Annotated in this window: 18 protein-coding genes and 1 tRNA gene; 13 read left to right on the forward strand and 6 right to left on the reverse strand. The window is 67.5% G+C overall.

Going from position 1 to position 22,188, the window contains the following annotated elements:
- The 3 genes from C8J30_RS10485 to C8J30_RS10495 all read left to right on the forward strand — a co-directional run bounded on the left by C8J30_RS10485 (nucleotide 1) and on the right by C8J30_RS10495 (nucleotide 3,366).
- Entirely contained in the window at nucleotides 1-684 is a 684-nt protein-coding gene (locus C8J30_RS10485; RefSeq protein ID WP_110805807.1) for a TRAP transporter small permease, read from the forward strand.
- A gap of 1 nt (nucleotide 685) precedes the next feature.
- Nucleotides 686-2,008 (forward strand): TRAP transporter large permease, encoded by a 1,323-nt coding sequence (locus tag C8J30_RS10490; protein WP_110805808.1) that lies wholly within the window; start codon nucleotides 686-688, stop codon nucleotides 2,006-2,008.
- Between the two features lie 101 nt (nucleotides 2,009-2,109).
- Nucleotides 2,110-3,366, forward strand: a complete 1,257-nt coding sequence (locus C8J30_RS10495; RefSeq protein ID WP_110805809.1) for a cyclin-dependent kinase inhibitor 3 family protein — start codon at nucleotides 2,110-2,112, stop codon at nucleotides 3,364-3,366.
- On the opposite strand, the gene draG is transcribed toward C8J30_RS10495, so the two are convergent.
- The 4 genes from draG to C8J30_RS10515 form a co-directional block, all read right to left on the reverse strand.
- Nucleotides 3,330-4,205, reverse strand: a complete 876-nt coding sequence (gene draG / locus C8J30_RS10500; protein ID WP_110805810.1) for an ADP-ribosyl-[dinitrogen reductase] hydrolase — start codon at nucleotides 4,203-4,205, stop codon at nucleotides 3,330-3,332. The two genes, C8J30_RS10495 and draG, sit on opposite strands and share 37 nt — an antisense overlap.
- Nucleotides 4,206-4,214: 9 nt before the next feature.
- Complete coding sequence (locus C8J30_RS10505; protein ID WP_110805811.1) at nucleotides 4,215-5,039, reverse strand: NAD(+)--dinitrogen-reductase ADP-D-ribosyltransferase; 825 nt, start codon at nucleotides 5,037-5,039, stop codon at nucleotides 4,215-4,217.
- Between the two features lie 82 nt (nucleotides 5,040-5,121).
- The gene (locus tag C8J30_RS10510) at nucleotides 5,122-6,894 is read right to left on the reverse strand and encodes a cation:proton antiporter domain-containing protein (RefSeq protein ID WP_110805812.1); all 1,773 of its coding nucleotides are present in this window, start codon (nucleotides 6,892-6,894) and stop codon (nucleotides 5,122-5,124) included.
- A 99-nt stretch (nucleotides 6,895-6,993) separates the two neighbouring features.
- Nucleotides 6,994-9,273: a methyl-accepting chemotaxis protein gene (locus tag C8J30_RS10515; RefSeq protein WP_110805914.1), complete on the reverse strand. Its 2,280-nt coding sequence runs from the start codon at nucleotides 9,271-9,273 to the stop codon at nucleotides 6,994-6,996.
- Nucleotides 9,274-9,519: 246 nt separating this feature from the next.
- Between C8J30_RS10515 and lsrF the strand changes: the two genes are divergently transcribed.
- On the forward strand, nucleotides 9,520-10,395 hold the full coding sequence (gene lsrF / locus C8J30_RS10520) for a 3-hydroxy-5-phosphonooxypentane-2,4-dione thiolase (RefSeq protein ID WP_110805915.1): 876 nt from the start codon (nucleotides 9,520-9,522) through the stop codon (nucleotides 10,393-10,395).
- Between the two features lie 48 nt (nucleotides 10,396-10,443).
- On the opposite strand, the gene C8J30_RS10525 is transcribed toward lsrF, so the two are convergent.
- Both C8J30_RS10525 and C8J30_RS10530 read right to left on the reverse strand, forming a co-directional pair.
- Nucleotides 10,444-11,796 (reverse strand): ATP-binding protein, encoded by a 1,353-nt coding sequence (locus C8J30_RS10525; protein ID WP_110805813.1) that lies wholly within the window; start codon nucleotides 11,794-11,796, stop codon nucleotides 10,444-10,446.
- Nucleotides 11,793-12,452, reverse strand: a complete 660-nt coding sequence (locus tag C8J30_RS10530) for a response regulator transcription factor (RefSeq protein WP_110805814.1) — start codon at nucleotides 12,450-12,452, stop codon at nucleotides 11,793-11,795. The genes C8J30_RS10525 and C8J30_RS10530 overlap by 4 nt, the downstream gene beginning before the upstream one ends.
- A gap of 130 nt (nucleotides 12,453-12,582) precedes the next feature.
- Between C8J30_RS10530 and C8J30_RS10535 the strand changes: the two genes are divergently transcribed.
- The 9 genes from C8J30_RS10535 (at nucleotide 12,583) to C8J30_RS10575 (ending at nucleotide 22,151) form a co-directional block, all read left to right on the forward strand.
- Nucleotides 12,583-12,927, forward strand: coding sequence for a PepSY domain-containing protein (locus C8J30_RS10535; RefSeq protein ID WP_110805916.1), 345 nt, complete (start codon nucleotides 12,583-12,585; stop codon nucleotides 12,925-12,927).
- A 135-nt stretch (nucleotides 12,928-13,062) separates the two neighbouring features.
- The gene (locus C8J30_RS10540; RefSeq protein WP_110805815.1) at nucleotides 13,063-13,473 is read left to right on the forward strand and encodes a hypothetical protein; all 411 of its coding nucleotides are present in this window, start codon (nucleotides 13,063-13,065) and stop codon (nucleotides 13,471-13,473) included.
- 10 nt (nucleotides 13,474-13,483) lie between these two features.
- Nucleotides 13,484-13,951 carry a DUF2271 domain-containing protein gene (locus tag C8J30_RS10545; RefSeq protein ID WP_110805816.1) on the forward strand — a complete coding sequence of 156 codons (468 nt, stop codon included), beginning with the start codon at nucleotides 13,484-13,486 and terminating at the stop codon, nucleotides 13,949-13,951.
- Nucleotides 13,952-13,974: 23 nt separating this feature from the next.
- Entirely contained in the window at nucleotides 13,975-16,182 is a 2,208-nt protein-coding gene (locus C8J30_RS10550) for a PepSY domain-containing protein (protein ID WP_110805817.1), read from the forward strand.
- Nucleotides 16,172-17,098: an FAD:protein FMN transferase gene (locus C8J30_RS10555; protein WP_245909763.1), complete on the forward strand. Its 927-nt coding sequence runs from the start codon at nucleotides 16,172-16,174 to the stop codon at nucleotides 17,096-17,098. The genes C8J30_RS10550 and C8J30_RS10555 overlap by 11 nt, the downstream gene beginning before the upstream one ends.
- 127 nt (nucleotides 17,099-17,225) lie before the next feature.
- Nucleotides 17,226-19,742, forward strand: coding sequence for a putative bifunctional diguanylate cyclase/phosphodiesterase (locus tag C8J30_RS10560; protein ID WP_110805819.1), 2,517 nt, complete (start codon nucleotides 17,226-17,228; stop codon nucleotides 19,740-19,742).
- The gene (locus C8J30_RS10565; RefSeq protein ID WP_110805820.1) at nucleotides 19,739-20,731 is read left to right on the forward strand and encodes a sugar-binding transcriptional regulator; all 993 of its coding nucleotides are present in this window, start codon (nucleotides 19,739-19,741) and stop codon (nucleotides 20,729-20,731) included. Before C8J30_RS10560 ends, C8J30_RS10565 begins: the two co-directional genes overlap by 4 nt.
- Nucleotides 20,732-20,815: 84 nt before the next feature.
- A tRNA-Asp gene (locus C8J30_RS10570) sits at nucleotides 20,816-20,892 on the forward strand.
- 86 nt (nucleotides 20,893-20,978) lie between these two features.
- Nucleotides 20,979-22,151: a BaiN/RdsA family NAD(P)/FAD-dependent oxidoreductase gene (locus tag C8J30_RS10575; RefSeq protein WP_110805821.1), complete on the forward strand. Its 1,173-nt coding sequence runs from the start codon at nucleotides 20,979-20,981 to the stop codon at nucleotides 22,149-22,151.
- Nucleotides 22,152-22,188 lie beyond the last annotated feature (37 nt).

Below are 22,188 nucleotides of genomic sequence, written 5' to 3' on the forward strand. Positions count from 1 at the left end.
ATGCTGCGCATCCTCGACCGGGCCGAAGAGGTGCTGATCGCCGCGCTCATCGCGACGGCGACGGTGCTGATCTTTGTCTCGGTCACCCATCGTTTCACCCTTGGCTTCGTCGCCGATGGCGTTGGCTTCTTTCGCAGCCACGGCATGGCCGGGGCCGCTGCCACGACGAAAAGCGTTTACATGACGCTGCGCGGCATCAACCTCGTCTGGGCGCAGGAGCTGTGCATCATCCTTTTCGTCTGGATGGCGAAGTTCGGCGCGGCTTACGGCGTGCGCACCGGCATCCATGTCGGCATCGACGTGCTGATCAACCGCCTTGCCGCGCCGCAACGCCGTTTCTTCATCCTGCTCGGCCTTGGGGCAGGGGCGCTCTTCACCGGCATCATCGCGACGCTCGGCGCGAATTTCGTGCATCACATGTACAATGCCTCCTCGACCTCGCCCGATCTCGAGCTGCCGATGTGGCTCGTCTATCTGGCGATCCCGATGGGCTCGTCGCTGATGTGCTTCCGCTTCCTGCAGGTGGCGTATTCCTTTGCCCGCACCGGCGAGCTGCCGCACCATGACCATGGCCATGTCGATGGTGTCGACACCGAGGACGAGGGCATCGACGCCGAGGGTGACGTGATCCTGCACTCGCCGCTGACGCCGCGCGACCTTGTCGAAAAACCGAAGGACAACTGACATGAGCGCCCTTATCATCTTTGGTCTGCTCATCGCCCTGATGCTCACCGGCATGCCGATTTCGATCTCGCTTGGCCTGACGGTGCTGACGTTCCTCTTCACCATGACCGAGGTGCCGATCGACACGGTGGCGCTGAAGCTGTTCACCGGCATCGAGAAATTCGAGATCATGGCGATCCCGTTCTTCATCCTTGCGGGGAACTTCCTGACCCATGGCGGGGTCGCCAAGCGGATGATCAACTTCGCCACCGCGATGGTGGGCCACTGGCACGGCGGGCTGGGGCTCGCGGGCGTCATCGCCTGCGCGCTCTTCGCCGCTGTCTCGGGCTCGTCGCCCGCCACCGTCGTCGCCATCGGCTCGGTGATCCTGCCCGCGATGGTCAATCAGGGCTTTCCGAAGCAATTCGGCGCGGGGGTGATCACCACCTCGGGCGCGCTGGGCATCCTCATTCCGCCCTCGATCGTGATGGTGATGTATGCCGTTGCCACCTCGGGGATGGTGGTGACGGGGCCGAATGGCGAAGCCGTCTCCTCGGCCTCGGTGGGGCAGCTTTTCATGGCGGGCGTCGTGCCCGGTCTGATGCTCGCCGGCTTCCTCGCCTTCACCACCTGGAACCGGGCGCGCAAGTTCGGCTATCCGCGGCTTGAAAAGGCGAGCCTCGGCCAGCGCTTCGCCGCCTTTCGCGAGGCCTTCTGGGGTCTGATGCTGATCGTTGTCGTCATCGGCGGGATCTATGCGGGCATCTTCACGCCGACCGAGGCCGCCGCGATGAGCGCCGTCTATGCCTTCGTGATCTCGGTCTTCGTCTACAAGGACCTGACCCTGCGCGACGTGCCGCGGGTGTTGCTCTCGTCCGCCAACATGTCGGCGATGCTGCTTTACATCATCACCAACGCGGTGCTGTTCAGCTTCCTGATGGCGCATGAGGGCATCCCGCAGGCGCTGGGCGAGTGGATGGTCAACGCGGGCCTCTCGTGGTGGATGTTCCTGATCATCGTGAACGTGCTTCTGCTCGCGGCGGGCAACTTCATGGAGCCCTCCTCGATCGTGCTGATCATGGCGCCGATCCTGTTTCCGGTCGCGGTGCGGCTCGGCATCGACCCGGTGCATTTCGGCATCATGATCGTGGTGAACATGGAAGTCGGCATGTGCCACCCGCCGGTGGGGCTGAACCTGTATGTCGCCTCGGGCATCACGAAAATGGGCATCACCGAACTGACCGTGGCGGTCTGGCCCTGGCTGCTGACGATGCTCGTCTTCCTCGTGCTGGTGACCTATGTCCCCACGATCAGCCTCTTCCTGCCGCATCTGCTTGGCATGTAAGTTTCGCGCAGGGCCGGGGTTTCCCGGCCCTGCGACTTTCCGGGCCTTGGGCGCCCTTGGCTGCCCGCCTATCCTGATCCCCTGTCACGTCGCGAGGGATCATGGCCACCGCCCGCACCAGCCTTACCCATCCGTTGCAGATCGCCGAGGTTCAGGCCGGGCCGGGCCTCGGCCGGATCGGCATCACCTTCTGCCCCGGCAAGCATGACCGCGCCGCGATGTCGGGATCCTGGGCGCGCGATCTGGGGCTGGATCTGGAAGCCATCGCCACTTGGGGCGCCAGCCATGTCGTGACGCTTGTCGAGACGCAGGAGTTGGGCATGCTCAAGGTGCCCGATCTGGGCACGCAGGTCCGCGCGCATGGGATGGAGTGGCACCATCTGCCGATTGCCGATTATTCGGTGCCGACCCCGGCTTTCGAGACCCGCTGGCAGGCCGAGGGGCGGGTGATCCGTGCCGCCCTGCGCGCGGGCGCGGATGTGGTCGTGCATTGCAAGGGCGGGCTTGGCCGGGCGGGGATGATCGCGGCGCGGCTGATGGTGGAACTGGGTGCCGATCCGAAGACGGCGGTGAAAGCCGTGCGGTCGGCCCGGCCGGGCGCGATCGAGACGCCCTCGCAACTTGCCCTTGTCCGCGCCACGGTGCCGCGGACCGAACCGGCGCGGGTCGATTTGGCCGCGCTCACCCGTGTCGGCGGGCGGCTTGGCTCGAACCCCGGGGGGATCTGGGCCGATGCGGCGGGCGGGCGCACTTACGTCAAGGAGCTGGAAAGCCCGGCTCTGGCGCGGAACGAATATCTGGCGGCGGCGCTCTATCGTCTGGCCGGGGCGCCGGTGCTCTCCTACCTGCCTTGCGCCGCGCCCGATCAGGTGGCGACGGTCTTCGTCGATCTGGAAAAAAACCGCCTCGCGCAACTGACCGAGGCCGAGCGGGCCGAGGCCCGGCACTGGTTCGGCGTGCATTGCTGGCTCGCCAACTGGGATGCTGCCGGGTTTCAGGGCGACAATCAGGGCGTGATCGGGGGCGTGGTGACGACGCTCGATGTCGGCGGCGCGCTCGAATTCCGCGCGCAGGGCGACCCGAAGGGCCGTGCCTTCGGCCCCACCGTGCCCGAGGTGGACCGGCTGCGCACCGACCCGGACAACCCCTTTGCGGTCGCGCTCTTCGGGCCGATGCCGCCTGACGCCCTGCGCGCGGCGCTGATGGTGGTGATCGGCCTGCCCGAGGCGGCGATCCGTACGGTCGTGGCCCGGCACGGCGGCCGCGCGGCGCTGGCCGAGACGCTTCTCGCCCGCAAGGCCGATCTGGCGCGGCAGCTCGCTCAGATGCCCGAAAGCGCCAGCAGCTTCGGCACCTGATCGCGGATCTGCGCGCTCACCGCGGGATCAAGCGCCTCGAGCCAGCGCTTCGGGATCGCCGCCGTGCCCCAGGTCGCGCCCGCCAGCATCCCGGCCAGGGCGCCGGTCGTGTCGGCATCGCCGCCCTGATTGACGGTGCTGACCAGCACCTCCTCGAAACTGTCGGACGAGAGGTAATAATGCAGCACCGTCTGCATCGTCTCGACCACGAAGGCCGAGGACCGGCCGCGATAGGGGATGAAGCGGAAATCGCGATGCGCGGCGATCAGCGCCTCGGCCTCGCGGGCGATGACGGCGGTGCCGTCGCCGAGGATCAGCCCCTGCACCATCCGCACAAGCGTGATGCAGGCCGCATCCGACAGCGGGTGGTTGTGCGTCGCATGGGCCTGCGCCACCGTCCAGGCGGCAGCGCGTTCGGGCCGACCAAGGGTCGCCAGCGCCACCGGCAGCACCCGCATCGCCGCGCCATTGCCCGCGTCATCCTCGAAATACGGCCCCTCGACCGTGCCCTGTTCCAAAAATCGCCGGATGCCGCGCCGACAGGTGTTGCCGACATCGGCCGGACCCGATTTCAGCCAGCCCGCAAAGGCCAGACAGACATCGCGCGCGTCAAACCCCTTGCGGCGGATCAGCGAATGACCAAGCGCCAGCGACATCTGCGTGTCATCGGTCACCGCCCCCGGCTTCAGCTTCAGCCAGCCGCCGCCGCAGATGTCGCGATGCACGCCGTGTTTCTCGGCGATCTCGCGCGGGGTCATGAATTCGACCGTCGCCCCCAGCGCATCCCCCAGCGCAAAGCCGAGAAAGGCCGCCATCGCCCTGTCTTCCACGCTGCTCATCGCATCCCCCTACACATCGTCGATACTCACCCGAAACGCCCCGCCCAGCACCAGAAACTCGCGCTCGCCCCGTAGCAGATGCGAGGGCAGCAGGCCGGGGAAGAACAGCACCTTGGCCAGCGGCACCCGCGTCGTGATGATGCGGTCGCCAAAGCAATCGGCCACCTCGCGGTCCGAGGAAAACGACACGAGGTTGTTGAGCCGGATCACCGCCTCGCGCTTGCTTGGCTGGTCAAGGATGCCGTGCCGGTCGACGGCATTGATGCCGCGGTACAGCGTGATGTGGCTTTGCCCCGGAAAGGCGAAACGTCCAATCGCCCATTGGCAGAACTCAAACAGCATATCGAGCTGTACGAGGATGGCATTGTCGTGAAAGCGGCTCTGCATCCGTTCCTCGACATAGGCCTGCCAGATCGGGCCGTGGATGTCGGGGATGATCTCCTTGTGAAAGCTGGGCAGGATGCCGAAGCGGCTTTCCACCCAGCCTTTCAGCACCGCGCCCTCGGGGCCGTTGCTGTCGAAGGTCCAGCCCTGAATGAGCCGCAGGAAGGACGAGCGATAGCGCTTGCGGCTTCCCGGCGCCGCCTCGCGCTGCTCGGGGTCGATGCCGAACATCGCGACCATATAGGCCAGAAAGGCCTCGCCCGCCTCGGGCAGGGTCTCGGCCTGATCGAGCATGGTGAACAGCGCGGGGTTCATTTCCCGCACGCCCCAGATATGCAGACCGACCGGCGCGTCGTTGAAGGCGGGGCTCGCCATGAAGGCCGAGGGCCGCCCCACCAGATTGGTCGAATGACCGCTGCTGTGCCAGGTCTGTGAAAGGGGTTCATCCATCCTGCGGATGATGCGGCCTTGCCCCCTTTCTGGGAAGGGTGCGTTTGCGCGCAGCCGCGGGATGGCCCGTTTCCTGCCCGGCTCAGCGCTGGGCAGGTTCGCTGCGCAGGAGCCGCATCATCGCCTCGCGCCGGGCGTCAAGCAGGGCGGCGGTGCGATCAGACGGCGCACCAAGGCGGCGCAGCGCATCGCCCGCAAGGTCGAGACCGGTCTCGAACGCCTCGGGGATCACCTGCGTCGCGCCCATCGAGAAAAGCCGCACCGCATGTTCCGCGTCGCGCGCCCGCGCGATGATCGGCAGATCCGGGCGCAGCCGGCGCAGCATCGTCACAACCTGCTCGGTCGCCGTCGCGTCATGCAGGGTGACGACCGCGATCGGCGCCGTTTCGATGCCGCATTTGCGCAAGATGCCGGGGCGCTGCGCATCGCCAAAGACGATGTCGCGACCCTCGTTGCGGCCGCGCGCCACCAACTCGGCATCGCGGTCGATGACGAGGGGCACATGCCCCTCGGTCGAGAGCACGTCGCAGACGAGCCGCCCGACCCGACCGGCGCCGATCACCACCGGTCGGCCGCTGGCACTCTCGGCCGCTTCGGCGGGCAGGTCGGTCAGGGCGGTGGCGCGGGTGCTGCGCTGGCCAAGGCTGCGCCCCATCCGGGCGAGGATCGGCGTCGCCAGCATCGTGCCCGAGGCGACGAGCAACATGAACTGTTCGACCTCGGGCGTCGTCAGACCGGAGGAACTGGCAAGGCTGAGGACAAGGAAGGCGAATTCCCCCCCGCCCGCCAGCAGCAGGCTGGCCTCGAGCGCGACGGGCCAGGCGAGCCCGAACAGCCGCGCCAGAAGCCCGATCACCGCGGCCTTCAGCCCGGTCATGCCGATCACCGAAATCGCCAGCATGAACGGGTGCTGCGCCACCGCGGCCGGGTCGATGCGCATGCCGACCGAGATGAAGAAAAGCCCGAGCAGCAGGCCCTTGAAGGGCTCGATGTCGACCTCGACCTGACGGCGGAATTCGGTTTCGGCCAGCAGCAGCCCGGCAAGGAAGGCGCCCAGTGCCATCGAAAGACCCGCCGAACGGGTGATCAGCGAGGTGCCGACGACGACGAAGAGGATCGCCGCCATGAACAATTCGCGATTGTGCGTGCGCGCGACCGAGCGGAACAGGCGGCGCAGGATCACCCGGCCGATGCCGACGATCAGGCTCACCGCGGCGATCGCCTGCAGGACGGCGATGCCAAGCCCCGACAGCACGGTCTCCAGCGTGATCGTCTCGGTGCCGCCCTTTGCGGCCTCGCCAAAGACGACGATCAGGAACAGGATCGGCACGACGGCCAGATCCTGCGCCAGCAGCACGCCAAAGATGTTGCGCCCGGTGACCGAGGCCAGCCGGTGCTGTTCGGCCAGAAGCTGCACGACGATGGCGGTCGAAGAGAGCGCAAGGCAGGCGCCGATCACGAGGCTCGCATCGATCGGGTTGCCGAAGGCAAAGGCGGTGCCGGCAATGGCGGCTGTGGTCACCACCACCTGCGCCATGCCAAGGCCGAAGACCGAGCGGCGCATCGTCCAGAGCCGGTCGAGCGAAAGCTCCAGCCCGATGGTGAACAGAAGGAAGGCGACGCCCAGTTCGGCGAGCTGGTCGACTGCCTCCTGCGAATTGATGGTGATCCAGCCCAGCGGCGGGATCAGATCGGCAAAGCGGCCGATGGCATTTGGCCCCAGCAGCAGCCCGGCGACCAGAAAGCCGACGACCGGGCTGATGCGGAACCGGGTCATCAGCGGAATGATCACCCCGGCCGTGCCGAGAAACACGAGCGCCTCGCGGTAGAGGCCGATTTCAGATGCAATGGACATGAGGATTTGAACCATGCCAGCGCCGGGGATGCCAGAGGTCCAATGCACCCTGCGGCAGAGCGTCCGGGTTTTCGGCTCGCTCTGCCGGGGGCAAGGTCCTCAGGCGGCGCTGCGCTGCCCGGCCTCGTCACTGATGCGGAACTGGCTGACCAGCTCTTCCAGACCGCGGGTCTGCCCGCTCAGCGTCAGGCAGGCGGCGGCGGTTTGTTCGTAGGCGGCGGCATTGTGCTGCTGCGTCCGGTCAAGCTGGTTCATCGCGGAGTTGATCTCGCCGATGCCCGCGGCCTGTTCATTGGCCGAGGAGGCAATCTCGCCGACATGACTCGAAATCGTCTCGATCGCCTCGACGATGACCCGAAGCGCCTCGCCCGCGCGCCCGACAAGGGTCACACCCGCCGTCACCTGCTCGCCCGAGCTGGAGATCAGCGCGCCGATTTCCCGCGCCGCTTCCGAGGCGCGTTGCGCCAGCGCCCGCACTTCCGAGGCGACGACGGCAAAGCCGCGCCCCGCCTCGCCCGCCCGGGCGGCCTCGACCCCCGCGTTCAGCGCCAGAAGGTTGGTCTGGAAGGCGATGTCGTCGATCACGTTGATGATCCGCGAGATCTGTTCCGACGAGGTCTGGATCTCGCCCATCGCGGTCACGGTTTCCTCGACCACCTGAGTCGTGGTCCGCGCCTTTTCGGTCGCGCCGCGCACGATGCTGTCGACCTGCCGCGCGCTTTGCGCCGCCGATTGCACCGAGGCCGTCAGCTCGTTCAGCGCCGCTGCGGTTTCCTCAAGCGTCGCCGCCGCGGTTTCGGCCTGCCGCGACAGATCCGTGGTCGCCCCGGTAATCTCGGCCACGCCGCCGGAAATCGAGCGCGTCGCCGCATCGATCGAGCCCATCAGATCGGAGAGACGCGACACGGTGTCGTTGAAGTCGAGCCGCAGCTGTTCATAGGCAGGCGGGAAGCTGGTCGAGATTTCGACCGACAGGTTGCCCCGCGCCAGATCGCGCAGACCCGAGGCAAGGCTCTCCACCACCTGCGACTGCTCGGCCGCGCGGGCGTGGCGGCGGACCTCGTCGGCCTGACGTGATTCTTCCTCGGCCAGTTCTTCGCGGCGTTCGCGCTCGATCTCGGCCAGCCGGGCGGCTTCGCGTTCGTCGCGCATCCGCGCCGCTTCGGCCTCGCGCTGCAGCCGCTCGGTCTCGGCGACCTTGCGCAGGCGGTCCTGTTCGATTTCCAGATCGCTCTTGTCGGCCAGCGAATGCCGCAGCATCTCGACCGAGGCCGCCATCGCGCCGATCTCGTCACGGCGATCCGCGCCCGGCACCGGGGTCTCATATTGCCCCGCGGCAAGCCCGTTCACCGCGGCCAGCATCTGCGCCAGCGGCTTGCGCACAAGGACGGAGGAGGCGGCATAGACCGCGCCGAGTGTCATCACCAGCATCAGGATGCCGCCCAGCGTGGTCGACAGCACCTCATGGCGGACCGGCGTGGTGAAGACCGCGCCGGGAACGTCCAGAATCGTCGCCCAGGTGACGTTCATCCCCTTGGCGGTGAACGGAAAGACGAGCCGCCGCGAGCCATCCGCAAAGCCCTCGATCACCCGGGGTTTGCCATCGGCGAGCGCGGATTTCACCAGATCGGCGCCGAGCCCCTCATAGGGCTTGGTGAACTGCGCCGGATCGGGGGTGGCGATCCATTTGCCCGAGGCATCGACCAGCATCATCCGCCCGCCTTCGAAGGGTTCCATTGCGGACATCATCTTCGACATTTCGGCCAGCGTGATGTCGACGCCGATCAGCCCGACGGTCTTGCCATCGATCTGCATCGGCACCGAGATCGAGGTCACGATATAGCCCTGCTGGGTCAGATAAGGCTCTGTCGTCAGGCTCTTGCCGGTCTTCAGCGGCACGTTGAACCACATTTCCTTCGGATCGATCGGGAAGGTCTGGAAGGTCACCCCGCCCTTGCCGTCCTTGGTCCAGTAGGGCGAAAAGTCGCCCGCCGCATTGCGCCCCTCGGTGCCTTGCAGGAAGTCATTCGTCGGCCCGCCCGGGATCGCCGACATCCACGACGAAAACAGGTTGTCGTAGCGCATCGGCACGTTTTCGAGCATGGCGATGATCGTCGCCGTCTCGGCCTTGCCGGATTTCATGTAGCCGGTGATCATGCCGTTCAGGCTTTCGGCCGTCGCCACTGCTTCGGTCATCTGCTTGGCCACTTCACCGGCGGCGAATTTCGCTTGGCTCGTTGCTTCTGCCATCACCTGCGCCTCGACCCGGGTGGAGGTCTTCCAGCCGCTATAGGCCGTGTAGCCCAGCACGATCAGTGAAATGGCAAGGCCCGCCGCCAGACCCAATTTGCCGGAGACGGATTTCAGTGGATGTGTCATCGATTCCAATTCCCCTTCGGAGCTGGAATCATCATTGGTCAGAGGCGGAAACATACCGTAAACGTCCCCCCGGATTCTCGCCCAAGCGCTTGGACGTGCGGCAATTTGTCGGCCCTGCGACAGCGGCTTCGCTGGGCAGCCGGGCCTTGTGACGGTATCTTGCCGCCGATTGCAGGCGGGGTGTGGCCCCGATTTGCCCCCTCCGGGGCCGGGGCTCGGCTCCGGCCTGAAATGAAAGGAACGACCATGGCCGATCTCGACGACATCAAGGAAGGCAAGGATTTCGGGCTCGACCGACCGGCCGATCTGCAGGGCTTCTTCCTCAAGGGCGCGGCCCATTACGACTGGGGGATGAAGAACCGGCTGAGCCGCATCTTCAACCCGAAGACCGGGCGCACCGTGATGCTGGCCTTCGATCATGGTTATTTCCAGGGCCCGGCAACGGGGCTGGAGCGGATGGATCTGAACATCCTGCCGCTGGCCGATCATGCCGACGTGCTGATGTGCACCCGCGGCGCGCTGCGCTCGACCGTGCCGCCGTCGAACACCAAGCCCGTCGCGCTGCGCTGCTCGGGCGGTAACTCGATCCTGACCGAGCTGTCGAATGAAACCGTCGCGGTCGAGATCGAGGATGCGATCCGGCTCGGCGTCTGCGCGATGGCGGCGCAGGTCTATATCGGCTCGGAATACGAGCACAAATCGATCACCAACGTGTTGAAATTGATCGACACCGGCACCCGTTACGGCATTCCGACGCTCGCCGTGACCGGCGTCGGCAAAGACATGGCCCGCGATGCCCGCTACTTCGGTCTGGCGACCCGGATCGCGGCCGAGCTTGGCGCGCATTACGTCAAGACCTATTTCGTCGAAGAGGGCTTCGAGAAGGTCGCGGCGGGCTGCCCGGTGCCGCTCGTCATCGCGGGCGGCAAGAAACTGCCGGAACTCGAAGCGCTGGACATGGCCTGGAAGGCGATCGATCAGGGCGCGGCGGGCGTCGACATGGGCCGGAACATCTTCCAGTCGGAGGCCCCGGTGGCGATGATCCAGGCCGTGGCCAAGGTGGTGCACGAGAACTACACCGCCAAGGAAGCCTATCAGTTCTTCCTCGATCTCAAGGGCTGATCCGGCACCGGAAATTCCGAAAGCCCCGGTCGCGAGGCCGGGGCTTTTTCATGCCTGCTGGCGCGGGGCGAAGCGGGCTTCGGCGGCAAAACCGCGTGTCGTTCCGGGCAGGGGAGAGGTCAGCCGCAGCTCGCCCCCGGCGCGGCCAAGGATCGTCTGCACGATGGCAAGCCCCAGCCCCGCGCCGCCACGCACGGCGCCCGGGGCGCGTTCGAAGCGCGCGCCGACCCGCGCCAGAACCTCCGGTTCGACCGGATCGCAATCGTTCTCGACCCGCAGCAGACCGGGTTCGAGCCGCAGCCGCACCTCGGCCCCTTCGCAGCCGTGGCGCAGCGCGTTCGACACCAGATTGCGCACCAGAATCCCGAACAGATCCGGGTCGAGATCGGAGAGCACCGGCATCTCGGGCAGATCGAGCGTGACCCGTGCCCCGCCTGCAAGCCGCGTCGCATCCTCGACCACGATCCGCACCACCGGGCGCAGATCCTGCACCGCCTCGCGCCGCAGCCGCCCGCCCTCGGCCCGGGCAAGGCTCATCAGCCCCTCGGACAAGCGGGTGAGCCGCTTCAGCACGGTTTCGATGTCACTGGCCCGCGCGATCACCGCAGGATCGGAGGTTTCGGCCCGCAGCCGCTGCGCTTGCGCGATGGCGCCTGCTAAGGGCGTGCGCAACTCATGCGCGGCATTGGCGGCGAAACTGCGCTCGGCCTGAAAGGCGGCATCGAGCCGGGTCAGGAGCGCATTCAGGGTTTCCGCGAGCGGCTGCACCTCGGCGGGCAGGTCGGTCGCGTCGACGGGCGTCAGATCGGCCGCCCCGCGCCGGGCAAGCCGCAGCCGGAACTGGCGCAGCGGCGCAAAGCCGTAGCGGATCAACCCGGCGATCCCCGCAAGTGTCAGCGGCAGCACCAGCGCGATCGGCGCCAGAAGTCCCATCCGCACCTCGAAAGCCATGCGCTTGCGGTGCACCATCGGCTCTGCCACCGAGATCCGCACCGTGCCTTGCAGGGCGTCGTCATTGTAAACCCGCAGATCATGCGTGGTGCGAAAGCCGATCCCGTCCCAGGCCGGAAACAGCCCCGGATCTGCGCCGTGCGAGATCATCAGGATCGAGCCCTTGTCGTCGCGCACGATGTAGCTGAAGCTATCGTCATGCGGCCGCACTGCGGGCACGGTCTGGGTTCCGGTGACCAGATCGCCGCGGCTCAGGATGTCGGACACCACCAGCGGCAACACCCGATGCGCGGTTTCCTCAAGCGAGGCATCGAACATCATGTCCATCTGCAGCCGCTGCCGATAGGCGGTGAAGCTGGCCGCCGCGATCCAGAGCACGGTGACCAGAAGCCCCACCGCGATGGCCAGCCGCTTTTGCAACGAGACGGGTCGAAGGCGTGCGGTTTTCACGGCCGCACCAGCCGGTAGCCAAGGCCGCGTTCGGTCTCGATCACGCGCGCGCCCAGTTTCTTGCGCAGCCGCGAGATATGCACTTCCAAAGTGTTCGAGCCGATCTCGTCGTCGAAGCTGTAAAGCCGGTCCTCAAGGTCGCGCTTCGGGAAGATCTGCCCGGGGCGCGACAGCAGCAGCTCGAACAGCGCCCATTCCCGCGCCGTCAGCGCCACCGACTTGCCCGCCCGCCGCATCTCGCGCGCGGCAAGGTCGATCGTCAGCTCGCCAAGGCTCAGCACCGGGTTCGGATTGCCCGCATAGCGCCGCGCGACCGAGCCGATCCGCGCCGTCAGTTCCGCCAGATCGAAGGGCTTGACCAGATAATCATCGGCCCCGGCATTCAGCCCGTCGATCCGGTCCGAGACCTGATCGAGCGCCGTCAGGATGATCACCGGCGTCGCAACCCCGCGCGAGCGCAGGGTTTTCAGAAACGGAATGCCGCGGCCATCGGGCAGCATGAGGTCCAGCAGGATCAGATCGAAAGCCGCAACCGCCAGCGCCTCGGTGGCCAGGTCGAGCCGCATCACCCAATCGACGGAATGGCCGTCGGCCGCCACCTGATCGCGCACAGCCGCCCCGAGAACGGCGTCGTCTTCCACGATGAGGATGCGCATGCGGGGGCTCCTTGTTCACCCTGTCCCTATCCTGTGCCAAGCTGACGGGAACCTGAAGCAGGTTTTTCGAAAGCTTCAGGTTGTCGTCAGATTCGGGGGGCAAAAGGGCCTCATCCTGATGGAGGAACCCATGACCGCTTCCCGCTTCCTGTCTGCTCTGGCCGCGCTTGCGGTGCTGGCACAGGCCCCCGCCGCCGCCGCGCACGACAATGACTGCACCGTGCCGATGGCCGACTGGCAACCGCGCGAAGCCGTGCAGGCGCTGGTCGAAAAGCAGGGCCTGACAGTGCGGCGCATCAAGATCGACGACGGCTGTTACGAAGTCGATGCGCTCGATACGGCCGGGGCGCGGGTGCGGATGCGGCTTGATCCCGGCTCGCTGGTGATCCTGCGCCGGGGCGGCGATGACGACGACCATCACCGCCGCGGCGAGGGCGACGACGACGAAGGCGGCTTCTTCCATCACGGCGACTGATCCGGGCTCGCCCGGCAGGGCGGCGGTTTTTCCTTGGTCGGAGCCGCCGCCCACTTTCCCCAAATCGCATCTTCCCCCGGACCCGAAGTCCGGGACCGGTGCCCTCATGTCCGATGCAACCAAAGGAAATCACGAATGAAATCCTCCCTTCCGCTGATCGCCCTTGCGGCCCTTCTGTCCTCGGCCGTGGTGGGGGCACTGTCCGCCGCACCGATCGACTCGCCGCTGTTTGCGGGCAACACGGCGGCCGCCCTCGCCACCTCCAAGGTCGCGACCCCGGCCGAAGCCGCGGCGCCGAGCGCCCAGCCGGTGCAGCTGGCCGACAATGACCACGACGATGATGACGACGACGACGGCTTCTTCGGCTGGTTCGGCCATCACGGCAAACATGGCCATCACGGTGATGACGATGGTGATCATGGCGGCCAGAACTGCCCCGCCGGCGCGACGAATTGCGCGAGCGCGCCGCAAGCCGCGGGCACCGTCGCCCCGCCCTCGAACGGTCTTTTCGCGCCGGGCGCGAAGCCGCAAGTGCAATCGAACTGAGGACCACGCCATGAAACCGCTTCAGACCGCGCTCGCGTTTTCGACCGCTCTCGTTCCGGGGATGGCGCTGGCCACTCCGGTCACCTTCACCACGCAGATGAGCAATTACGGAGGCGATGGCGCCTATCTCGCCTATTACGTCACCGATGCGAATGGTGGCTATGTCGGCAGCCTCTGGATGGCGGGCGGCAAGGCGAAATACTACCAGCATCTGGGCGGCTGGTATGCCGCGACCGGCGGCAACAGCGCGCAGGTCGATGGCATCACCGGGGCCTCGGTCGGCGCGGGCCGGGATCTGACGATCACGCTCGATCTGGCCGATACGCTGTTTGACCAGGGCTATGTCCTGCACGTCGACAGCGCGGTCGAGAAGATGTCGGACGTGCCGAATGACGTCACCATCCCGCTGACTTCGGACAATCTCGGCAAGCCGGTGGCGGGGAAATACTTCGTCCAGACCCTGACCATCTCCAAGTAACCCCGATCCTAGGAGGCACTCCCGTGCTGCGACATCTGCACCGTTGGCCCGGCCTTTTGGCGGCGCTTCTCGTTCTCGTGCTGGCTTTCACCGGCGCGGCGCTTTCGCTTTACCCGGCGCTGGAACGGCTGGCGGTGCCGCAGGCCGAAAGCACGCTGACGGTCGCCGATCTGGCGGCACGGGTGGCCTCGGCCCATCCCGGTCTCGAACAGATCCGCCGCGCGCCTTCGGGGCGCGTGGTGGCCTGGTGGTTCGAGGGCGGCAGGCCCGGCGCGGCGGTGATCGACCCCGCGACCGGCGCCGATATCGGCAGCCCCGATCCGCTGCCGGGATCGCGCTTCCTGACCGATCTGCACCGCGAGTTGTTCGCCGATGACACCGGGCGACTGGTCGCGGCGGCGGGCGCTGCGCTGATGCTGGCGCTGTCGATCTCGGGGGTCTGGCTGGTGGCGCGGCGGATGGGCGGCTGGAACCGCTGGTTTGCCCGCACCCGCGGCCCCTTTGCCGGGCGGCTGCATGTGGAACTGTCGCGGTTCGCGGTGGGCGGGCTGATCCTGTCCTCGGTCACCGCGCTCTGGATGACCGCCTCGATGTTCTCGCTGGTGCCCGATGTTGCGGCCGAGCCTGCGCCTGCGCTGGCCACCGCAAACCTGCCGCGGCTTGCCTATGACCAGATCCCGGCGCTGGCGAATACGCCCGCCGATGCGCTCAAGGAGCTTTCGCTGCCCTCAAGCGGCGATCCGACCGACACGTTCAAGCTGACGACCGCGGGCGGCGTGGCCCTGATCGATCCGGGCACCGGGGGGATGCTGTCCTCTGCCACCCCCGGCTTCTTCGAAAAGGCTACGGAAATCATGATCATGCTGCACACGGGGCAGGGGGCGCCGGTGCTGGGTCTGCTTCTGGGCCTGATGGCGCTTTCGGTGCCCGCGCTCGCCCTGACCGGGGCGCAACAATGGCTGGCCGGTCTGCGCTCGACCCGTCGCATCCGCCGCAATGCCCGGGCCGATGCCGCGGAAACCGTGGTGCTTGTGGCCTCTGAGGGCGGCACGACCTGGGGCTTTGCCCGCACGCTTCACGATGGCCTGACCGCCGCCGGGCAAAAGGTGCACACCGGGCCGCTCGCCACTTTCGACCCCGCCCGGTATGCCCATGCCCGCCGCTTCCTGATCCTCGCCGCCACCTATGGCGAGGGCGAGGCGCCCACCGCCGCCAAGGGCGTGCTGGAGCGCATCGCGGCGCTGAAATCCGCCCCGACTGCGCCCGTGGCCGTGCTCGGCTTTGGCGACCGCTCCTTCCCGCATTTCTGCGCCTTTGCCGAAAGCCTGCGTTCTGCGGCGGCGCAGATCGGCTGGGCAGAACTGCTGCCGATGGCCACGGTCGACCGGCAATCGCCGCAGGATTTCGCCCGCTGGAGCCGCGATCTGGGCGCCGTCCTGACCCTGCCGCTCGATCTGACGCATCTGCCCGAGCGGCCGAAGACCAGTACCCTCACCCTGATCTCGCGGCGCGATTATGGTGCCGAGGTGCAGGCGCCGACCTCGATCCTGCGCTTTGCGGTGCCGCAGCCGACGCTGTGGCAGCGGCTGACCGGGCAGGGGCTGGCGCGGTTCGAAGCGGGCGATCTGATCGGCGTGCTGCCGAAGGGCTCCGACCTGCCGCGGTTCTATTCGCTGGCTTCGTCGGCGCAGGACGGCTTCCTTGAAATCTGCGTGCGCCGTCATCCGGGCGGGCTCTGCTCGGGGCAGCTGACCGACCTGCGTCCCGGCGAGACGATCGAGGGCTTCGTGCGCCTCAACCCCGCCTTCCGGCCGCACAAGGGCCGCAAGCCGGTGATCCTGATCGGGGCGGGTACGGGCGTCGGGCCGCTGGCGGGCTTCCTGCGCGCCAACCGTCGCCACCGGCCGATGCACCTCTACTTTGGCGCCCGCGCGCCGCAAAGCGACCTGCTTTACGATGCCGAGTTGCGCGACTGGCAGGCCGAGGGGCAGCTTGCGAAACTGACGACCGCCTATTCGCGTCACGGTCAGAAAACCTATGTGCAGGATGCCCTGCGCGCTGACGCGGCCGAACTGGCGCGGCTGATCGGGTCGGGGGCGCAGATCATGGTCTGCGGCGGGCGCGAGATGGCCGCCTCGGTCCGCGACGCGCTGGCCGAGATCCTTGCCACAATCGGGCAGACGCCCGCCACGCTGAAAGCCGAGGGACGCTATGCCGAAGATGTCTACTGAGACCGCCCGTCAGGCGTTGAACGGGGCCACGATGGGCACGCGCTGGGCGCTGACGCTGCATGCGGACCCGGATTTCGACACCGCCGCCCTGCGCGCCGCCTGTCAGGCCGAGGTCGACCGGATCGACGCGCAGATGTCGACCTGGAGGCCCGACAGTGACCTGATGCGCTTCAATGCGGCGCCGCTCGGGGTCTGGCACGACCTTCCCGCGCCGCTGATGGAGGTGCTGACCGAGGCGCTTTTCATCGGCCGCGAAAGCGGCGGCGCCTTCGAGATCGCGATGGGTGATGCCGTCCGTGCCTGGGGCTTTGGCCCGGTGCCCGCCGATGAAGCCGCGATCCGCGCCGCGATGGCGAAACCGCGCCGCCCGAGTTTCGAGACGCTGGAACTGGACCCGGCGCGGGGCCGCGCCCGCAAGCACGCCGAGATGAGCCTTGATTTGTGCGGCATCGCCAAGGGTTACGGCAGCGACCGGCTGATCGCGGCGGCGCAGGCGGCGGGGATCACCTGTGCGCTGGCCTCGATCGACGGCGAGCTGCGCGCCATCGGCAAGCCGCCGGGGGACCGCGGCTGGGCCGTTGCGCTGGAGCGGCCCGATTTCGGTCATCGCGCCATCCATTCGATGTTCGAGCTGAACGACATCGCCATCGCCACCTCGGGCGATTACCGGCATTGGGTCCGCGTCGGTGACCGCCGTCTCGCCCATACGATGGACCCGGCCCGGGGCGCGCCGCTGATCGGCGGCCCGGCCTCGGTCACGGTTCTGGCCGCCAGCTGCATCCGCGCCGATGCGCTTGCCAGTGCCTGCATGGTGCTGGGCGCAAGCCGCGGCAAGGCGCTTGCGGCCCGACTTGGCGCCGAGGTGATCTGCCTGACCGAAGCCGATCGCAGCGCCGCCGCGCAGAAGGCTTCCTGACGCCGGATCATATCCTTCTGGTCGAAAAAACCTGCCCGGAAGAATTGTTAAAGTTTAGTTATCTTACTCGCCCATTGCGGGAATTGGTGTTATCGTTTCAGGCGATAGGGAGAACCCGGAGACAGATTTGGCCGTTCGCAACCCCCGTTCCGAGCCGGTATCGGGCGTTCTGGCGCTCGAATGCGCCGCCGCGATGCATTGGCGCATTCAGGCCGGTCCGGTTGGGCCGCAGGTTGTGCTTGGTCTGGGCGTGGGCGAGACGCCCCTTGATCTTGAAGCCTTCTCCGAGCTGTTCCACCCAGATGATCGCGCAGATCTGCGCCTGTTCCTGACCGCGGGCGCCGATGTCTCGCAGCTGGGTCTTGATGTGTCGAACCGCTCGCCGCTGCGCGGCGCGCTGTTCCGGCTGCGCTGGGGCGGCGTGGGCGAGGATTACATCCTGACCTGCTTCCAATCGGCGGAGGAGGTGGGCGAACCTGTGCCGCGCACGGTACCCGGGCGGATGTTCCGTCTGGACGCGGCGCTGCATGTCGTGCGCGGCACGCTGGAAAGCGCGGGGATGACGCCGACCTCATGCTGGGATGTCGATCTGCGCAGCGGCGCGCTGAGTGTGGCCGCGTCCTGGAAGGACCGGCTGGGCTACGGGCCGACTGATCTCGAGCCCTTCACGCATGACGACTGGGCGCGGATGAGCCACCCCGAGGATGTCGCGGGCTTCGAGGCTCCCGAGATGAAGGCGCGGCTGAACCGGGGCGAACTCGTGCAATATCTGTCGCGCTCGCGGCACCGGGCGGGGCACTGGGTCACCTTCCTGTCCTTCTGCCGCGTCGTGCGCTGGGACGCCGCGGGCGAGATGTGCTTCATGATGGGCTGCGATCTCGACATGACCGCGGTCTCGACGCTCGAGGGCGCGCTGGCACGCGAACGCGACCGGCTGACGACGATCCTTGATGCGATGCCGTATGGCAAGATCGTGCTTGATGCGCATGATTGTGTGAGCTTCGCCAACCCCGAGGCTTGCTCTCTGATCGGCATCGGTCTGGCCGAGATCACCGGGCGGTCGTTTGCGGATGTTCTGTCGCTCGAGGAAGGCCGCGCCGATCTCTTCTCGGCGATCGAGGAGGGCGAGGCGAGCCAGCCGGTGCGGATCAGCCTGCGCCGGAGCGGGCGGCTGCGGGTGCTGCAGGTGGATCTGGTGCCCTTGCCGTCTCAGATCGGGGACGGGCGGTTGCTGCTGTCATTGTCGGACATCACCGGGCTGCACGAGCTGCGCCAGCAACTCGAACAGTCGATCGAGAATGCCCGGTTCATCGCCACCCACGATCTGATGACCGGCCTGCCCGACCGCTATCTCATGATGCGGCTTCTGGGCGAGAAACTGACCGAGCTTGCCCGCGAGGGGCGGCCGATGGCGGTCTTGTGCATCGACTTCGACAATTTCCGCCTGATCAATGACACGCTGGGCCATGAGACGGCGGATCAGCTGATCAAATCGGCGGCGAAGCGGCTGGAACAGGGCCTGCCCGAGGGGGCGATCCTGGCCCGCACCGGCGAGGGCGATTTCGTCGTTCTGCTGCCGGGTGCCGATGCGCTTGCAGCCGAGTCGCGCAGCTGGGAAATCGTGCGCGCCTTCGCCCGGCCGATGCGTCTGCAACGGCGGCAATGCTTCCTGACCGTCTCGATCGGGGTCGCGCTGACTCTGGCGCCCGGCAGCTCTGCCGAGGCGCTTTTGCGCGCGGCCGACATGGCGATGCATCAGTCGAAAGCGCGCGGGCGCAACACCGTGACGGTGTTCTCGCCCGAGATTGGCGCGCAGTTCGAGCGGCGCACGGCGGTGGCGCAGGCGCTGCATCGCGCGCTCGAAGAGCGCAGCTTCGAGCTGCATCTGCAGCCGAAATTCGCCATCGAACAAGAGGTCCGGCTGATCGGCGCCGAGGCGTTGCTGCGTCTGACCGATGCCGAGCTGGGGCCGATCTCGCCCGCTGAATTCATCCCGGTGGCCGAGATCGACGGGCTGGTCGCGGCGATCGATCTGGAGGTGATGCGGCTTGCGGGCGAGATGCTGAGGACCTGGGCCGCGCAAGGGATCTGCCTGCCGCTCGCGGTGAACATCAATGCGACGACGCTCGACGAGCCGGGCCATGCCGATCTTGCCGAGCGGCTGATGCGCGTGGGTCTTGACCCCGATCAGGTGACGATCGAGCTGACCGAGACCGGCCTTGCCGCGCCGGGACCGCGCCAGCAGCGCAACCTCGAACGGCTGCGCGATGCGGGCTACAAGATTGCGATCGACGATTTCGGCACCGGGCAATCGGCGCTCGGTGTGCTGCAAAGCCTGCCGGTGGCCGAGATCAAGATCGACCGCTCGTTTGTGCGCGGTCTTGACGGCCCCGAACCGGCGCGCGCACGCGCGTTGGTGCGCGCGATCCTCGCGATGGCTGGCGCGCTCGATCTGCGCGCCATCGCCGAGGGGGTCGAGACCGAGGCGCAATACCGGGTTCTGAAGGAAGAGGGCTGCCCGGCGATGCAGGGGTTCCTGCTGGGGCGGCCCTTGTCATTGCGCAGTTTCGAGGCGCGTTATCTTGCCGGAATGCAGCCGCTGCGCGCGGTCGCCACTGCCGGCGTCGGAGGATCAGGCGCATGACCGCACCACCGCACAGGCTTCCCCATCCCGATACGCCCGAATCGCGGGCCCGCTGGCTGCATGACATCGGCGGGCTTTCGGTCGAAGAGATCGGCTGGCGGCTCGGCCTGCCGTCCGAACGGGTTCAGGCGCTGCTCGCTCAGGGGCCGACCGAGGCCGTGCCGCATCCCGAAAGCGCCGAGGGGGCGCGGCTGATCCGCCGTCTGAGCCGCCGCCTGCGCGAGCAATTCGGGCTTGAGGCGGTCAGCATCGCGCCGATGGCGCCGGGCGATGTCGATCCGGTGCCGGTGATCGCCGCCGCGGCCGCCCGGCATCTGGTGCGGCTCTTGCAGGCGCGCAACGCGCCCGCCGTCGTCGGACTGTCGCATGGCCGCACCATCGCCGCGATGGTGGCGCAGCTGCCCGAGATGCGGCTGACCGGCCTGCGCTTCGTCTCGCTTCTGGGCGAGCTGACCTTTGCCCACAGCGCCTATCCGCATGTGGTGATGAACCAGATCGCGCAGCGTCTGGGGGCGCAGGCCTTTCCCTGCCCGACCGCGCTTTACGCCGCCACGCCCGAGGAGGCGGCCGATCTGCTGCGTCAGCCGATGGTGCGCAAGGTGCTCGAGATGGCGCAGCAGGCCGAGGTCTGGGTGGTGGGCATCGGTCGCGGCGCCTCCGAGAACCAGCTGCACCAATCCGGCATGATCGACGATGCGGATCTGTCGGACATCATGGCCCGCGGCGCGACTTGCGAGATTCTCGGCCGGTTCTTCGATGACGAGGGCCACGAATTGCCCAGTGCGCTTGCGGCCCGCACGCTCTCGCCCGCGGCCAGCGATTTCCGTGGCCGTCGCGTGATCGGTCTTGCAGGCGGGGTTGACAAGGTCACCGCGCTGCATGCCGCGCTCAGGGCGCATCTGCTGCGCGAGCTGGTGACCGACAGCCGCACGGCGGTGGCTTTGCTCGATGATGACGAGCAGGCGGAATACGCGGCGCTGCTGCCGTGAAATTTTCGCGTTTCCCCGCTTGACGGGGGGGGCGGGGATGCGTAGAAGCCTCCCACGCCCGAGGCTACGGCCCGGGAGAAATGCGCGGTTGTAGCTCAGTTGGTTAGAGTACCGGCCTGTCACGCCGGGGGTCGCGGGTTCGAGCCCCGTCAACCGCGCCACTTTCAAAAAGCCCTCGCGCAAGCGGGGGCTTTTGGGTTTCTGGGCCGAAGACTGGGCGGCTTGCGCCCATCGGGGGGAGAGCTGCATGACCTATGATGTGATCGTGCTCGGGGCCGGGGCTGCCGGGCTGATGGCTGCGGCGACGGCGGGTCAGGCGGGGGCGCGGGTGCTTGTGCTCGACCATGCCGAGGCGGCGGGCAAGAAGATCCTGATTTCCGGCGGCGGGCGGTGCAACTTCACCAATACCGGGACCACGGCGGGCTGTTTCCTGTCGGAAAACCCGCATTTCGCGAAATCGGCGCTGGCCCGCTACACGCAATGGGATTTCCTCGCGCTGGTCGATCGCTACGGCATCGCCTGGCATGAAAAGACGCTGGGGCAGCTGTTTTGCGACGGCTCGGCGCGGCAGATCCTCGCGATGCTGCTCGAGGAATGCGAAAAGGGCGGCGTCGAGATCCGGCTCTCGACCCGGATCGGCGAGATTGCCCATGCCGACGGGATCTTCCGCGTCGCGGGGGTTGAGGCCGCGCAACTGGTGATCGCCACCGGCGGCCCGTCGATTCCGAAGATGGGGGCCTCGGGCATCGCCTATCAGATCGCCGAACGCTTCGGCCTGCCCGTGGTGACGCCGCGGCCCGCGCTGGTGCCGCTGACCCTGGGCGAGGAGGCGCAGGCCTTTCGCGACATCTCGGGCCTGTCGCTGCCGGTCACGGCGCGCGTCGGCACGGTGTCTTTCACCGAGGCGGCGCTCTTCACCCACCGCGGCCTGTCGGGCCCGGCGATTCTGCAAGCCTCGTCCTATTGGCACGAGGGCGCGCCGCTGGTGCTGAACCTGCTGCCCAATGCGTTCGATCTGCTGCGTGCCGCGCGCCAGCGCATGCCGCGCGCGCGGTTGCGGGCCGCGCTGAGCGAGCATCTGCCGAACCGGCTGGCCGAGGTGATGGTGGCGCGGATCGGTCTGCAAAAGGAACTCGCCAATTGCTCGGACGCCGATCTCGAGCGCGCGGCGGAGCATCTGACGCATCTGACCCTGCATCCGACCGGGACCGAGGGTTTTGCCAAGGCCGAGGTGACGGCGGGGGGCATTTCGACCGCGGCGCTGTCCTCGCGCACGATGGAGGCGAAGGATGTGCCCGGGCTTTACGTCATCGGCGAGGCGGTCGATGTGACGGGCTGGCTGGGTGGCTACAACTTCCAGTGGGCCTGGTCATCGGGCCGCGCAGCGGGGCTGGCCGTCGCCGCGCGGCGGGCAGGGTGAGGGACGGGGGCTGCCGCCCCCGCACCCCCGCGCGTAT

The sequence above is a fragment of the Rhodobacter viridis genome, from assembly GCF_003217355.1.
GTDB lineage: Bacteria > Pseudomonadota > Alphaproteobacteria > Rhodobacterales > Rhodobacteraceae > Rhodobacter > Rhodobacter viridis.

Coding starts and splice junctions, on each gene's coding strand:
- C8J30_RS10485 (WP_110805807.1), top strand. CDS start 1: ATGCTGCGCATCCTCGACCGGGCCGAAGAGGTGCTGATCGCCGCGCTC.
- C8J30_RS10490 (WP_110805808.1), top strand. CDS start 686: ATGAGCGCCCTTATCATCTTTGGTCTGCTCATCGCCCTGATGCTCACC.
- C8J30_RS10495 (WP_110805809.1), top strand. CDS start 2,110: ATGGCCACCGCCCGCACCAGCCTTACCCATCCGTTGCAGATCGCCGAG.
- draG (WP_110805810.1), bottom strand. CDS start 4,205: ATGAGCAGCGTGGAAGACAGGGCGATGGCGGCCTTTCTCGGCTTTGCG.
- C8J30_RS10505 (WP_110805811.1), bottom strand. CDS start 5,039: ATGGATGAACCCCTTTCACAGACCTGGCACAGCAGCGGTCATTCGACC.
- C8J30_RS10510 (WP_110805812.1), bottom strand. CDS start 6,894: ATGTCCATTGCATCTGAAATCGGCCTCTACCGCGAGGCGCTCGTGTTT.
- C8J30_RS10515 (WP_110805914.1), bottom strand. CDS start 9,273: ATGACACATCCACTGAAATCCGTCTCCGGCAAATTGGGTCTGGCGGCG.
- lsrF (WP_110805915.1), top strand. CDS start 9,520: ATGGCCGATCTCGACGACATCAAGGAAGGCAAGGATTTCGGGCTCGAC.
- C8J30_RS10530 (WP_110805814.1), bottom strand. CDS start 12,452: ATGCGCATCCTCATCGTGGAAGACGACGCCGTTCTCGGGGCGGCTGTG.
- C8J30_RS10535 (WP_110805916.1), top strand. CDS start 12,583: ATGACCGCTTCCCGCTTCCTGTCTGCTCTGGCCGCGCTTGCGGTGCTG.
- C8J30_RS10540 (WP_110805815.1), top strand. CDS start 13,063: ATGAAATCCTCCCTTCCGCTGATCGCCCTTGCGGCCCTTCTGTCCTCG.
- C8J30_RS10545 (WP_110805816.1), top strand. CDS start 13,484: ATGAAACCGCTTCAGACCGCGCTCGCGTTTTCGACCGCTCTCGTTCCG.
- C8J30_RS10555 (WP_245909763.1), top strand. CDS start 16,172: ATGTCTACTGAGACCGCCCGTCAGGCGTTGAACGGGGCCACGATGGGC.
- C8J30_RS10565 (WP_110805820.1), top strand. CDS start 19,739: ATGACCGCACCACCGCACAGGCTTCCCCATCCCGATACGCCCGAATCG.
- C8J30_RS10575 (WP_110805821.1), top strand. CDS start 20,979: ATGACCTATGATGTGATCGTGCTCGGGGCCGGGGCTGCCGGGCTGATG.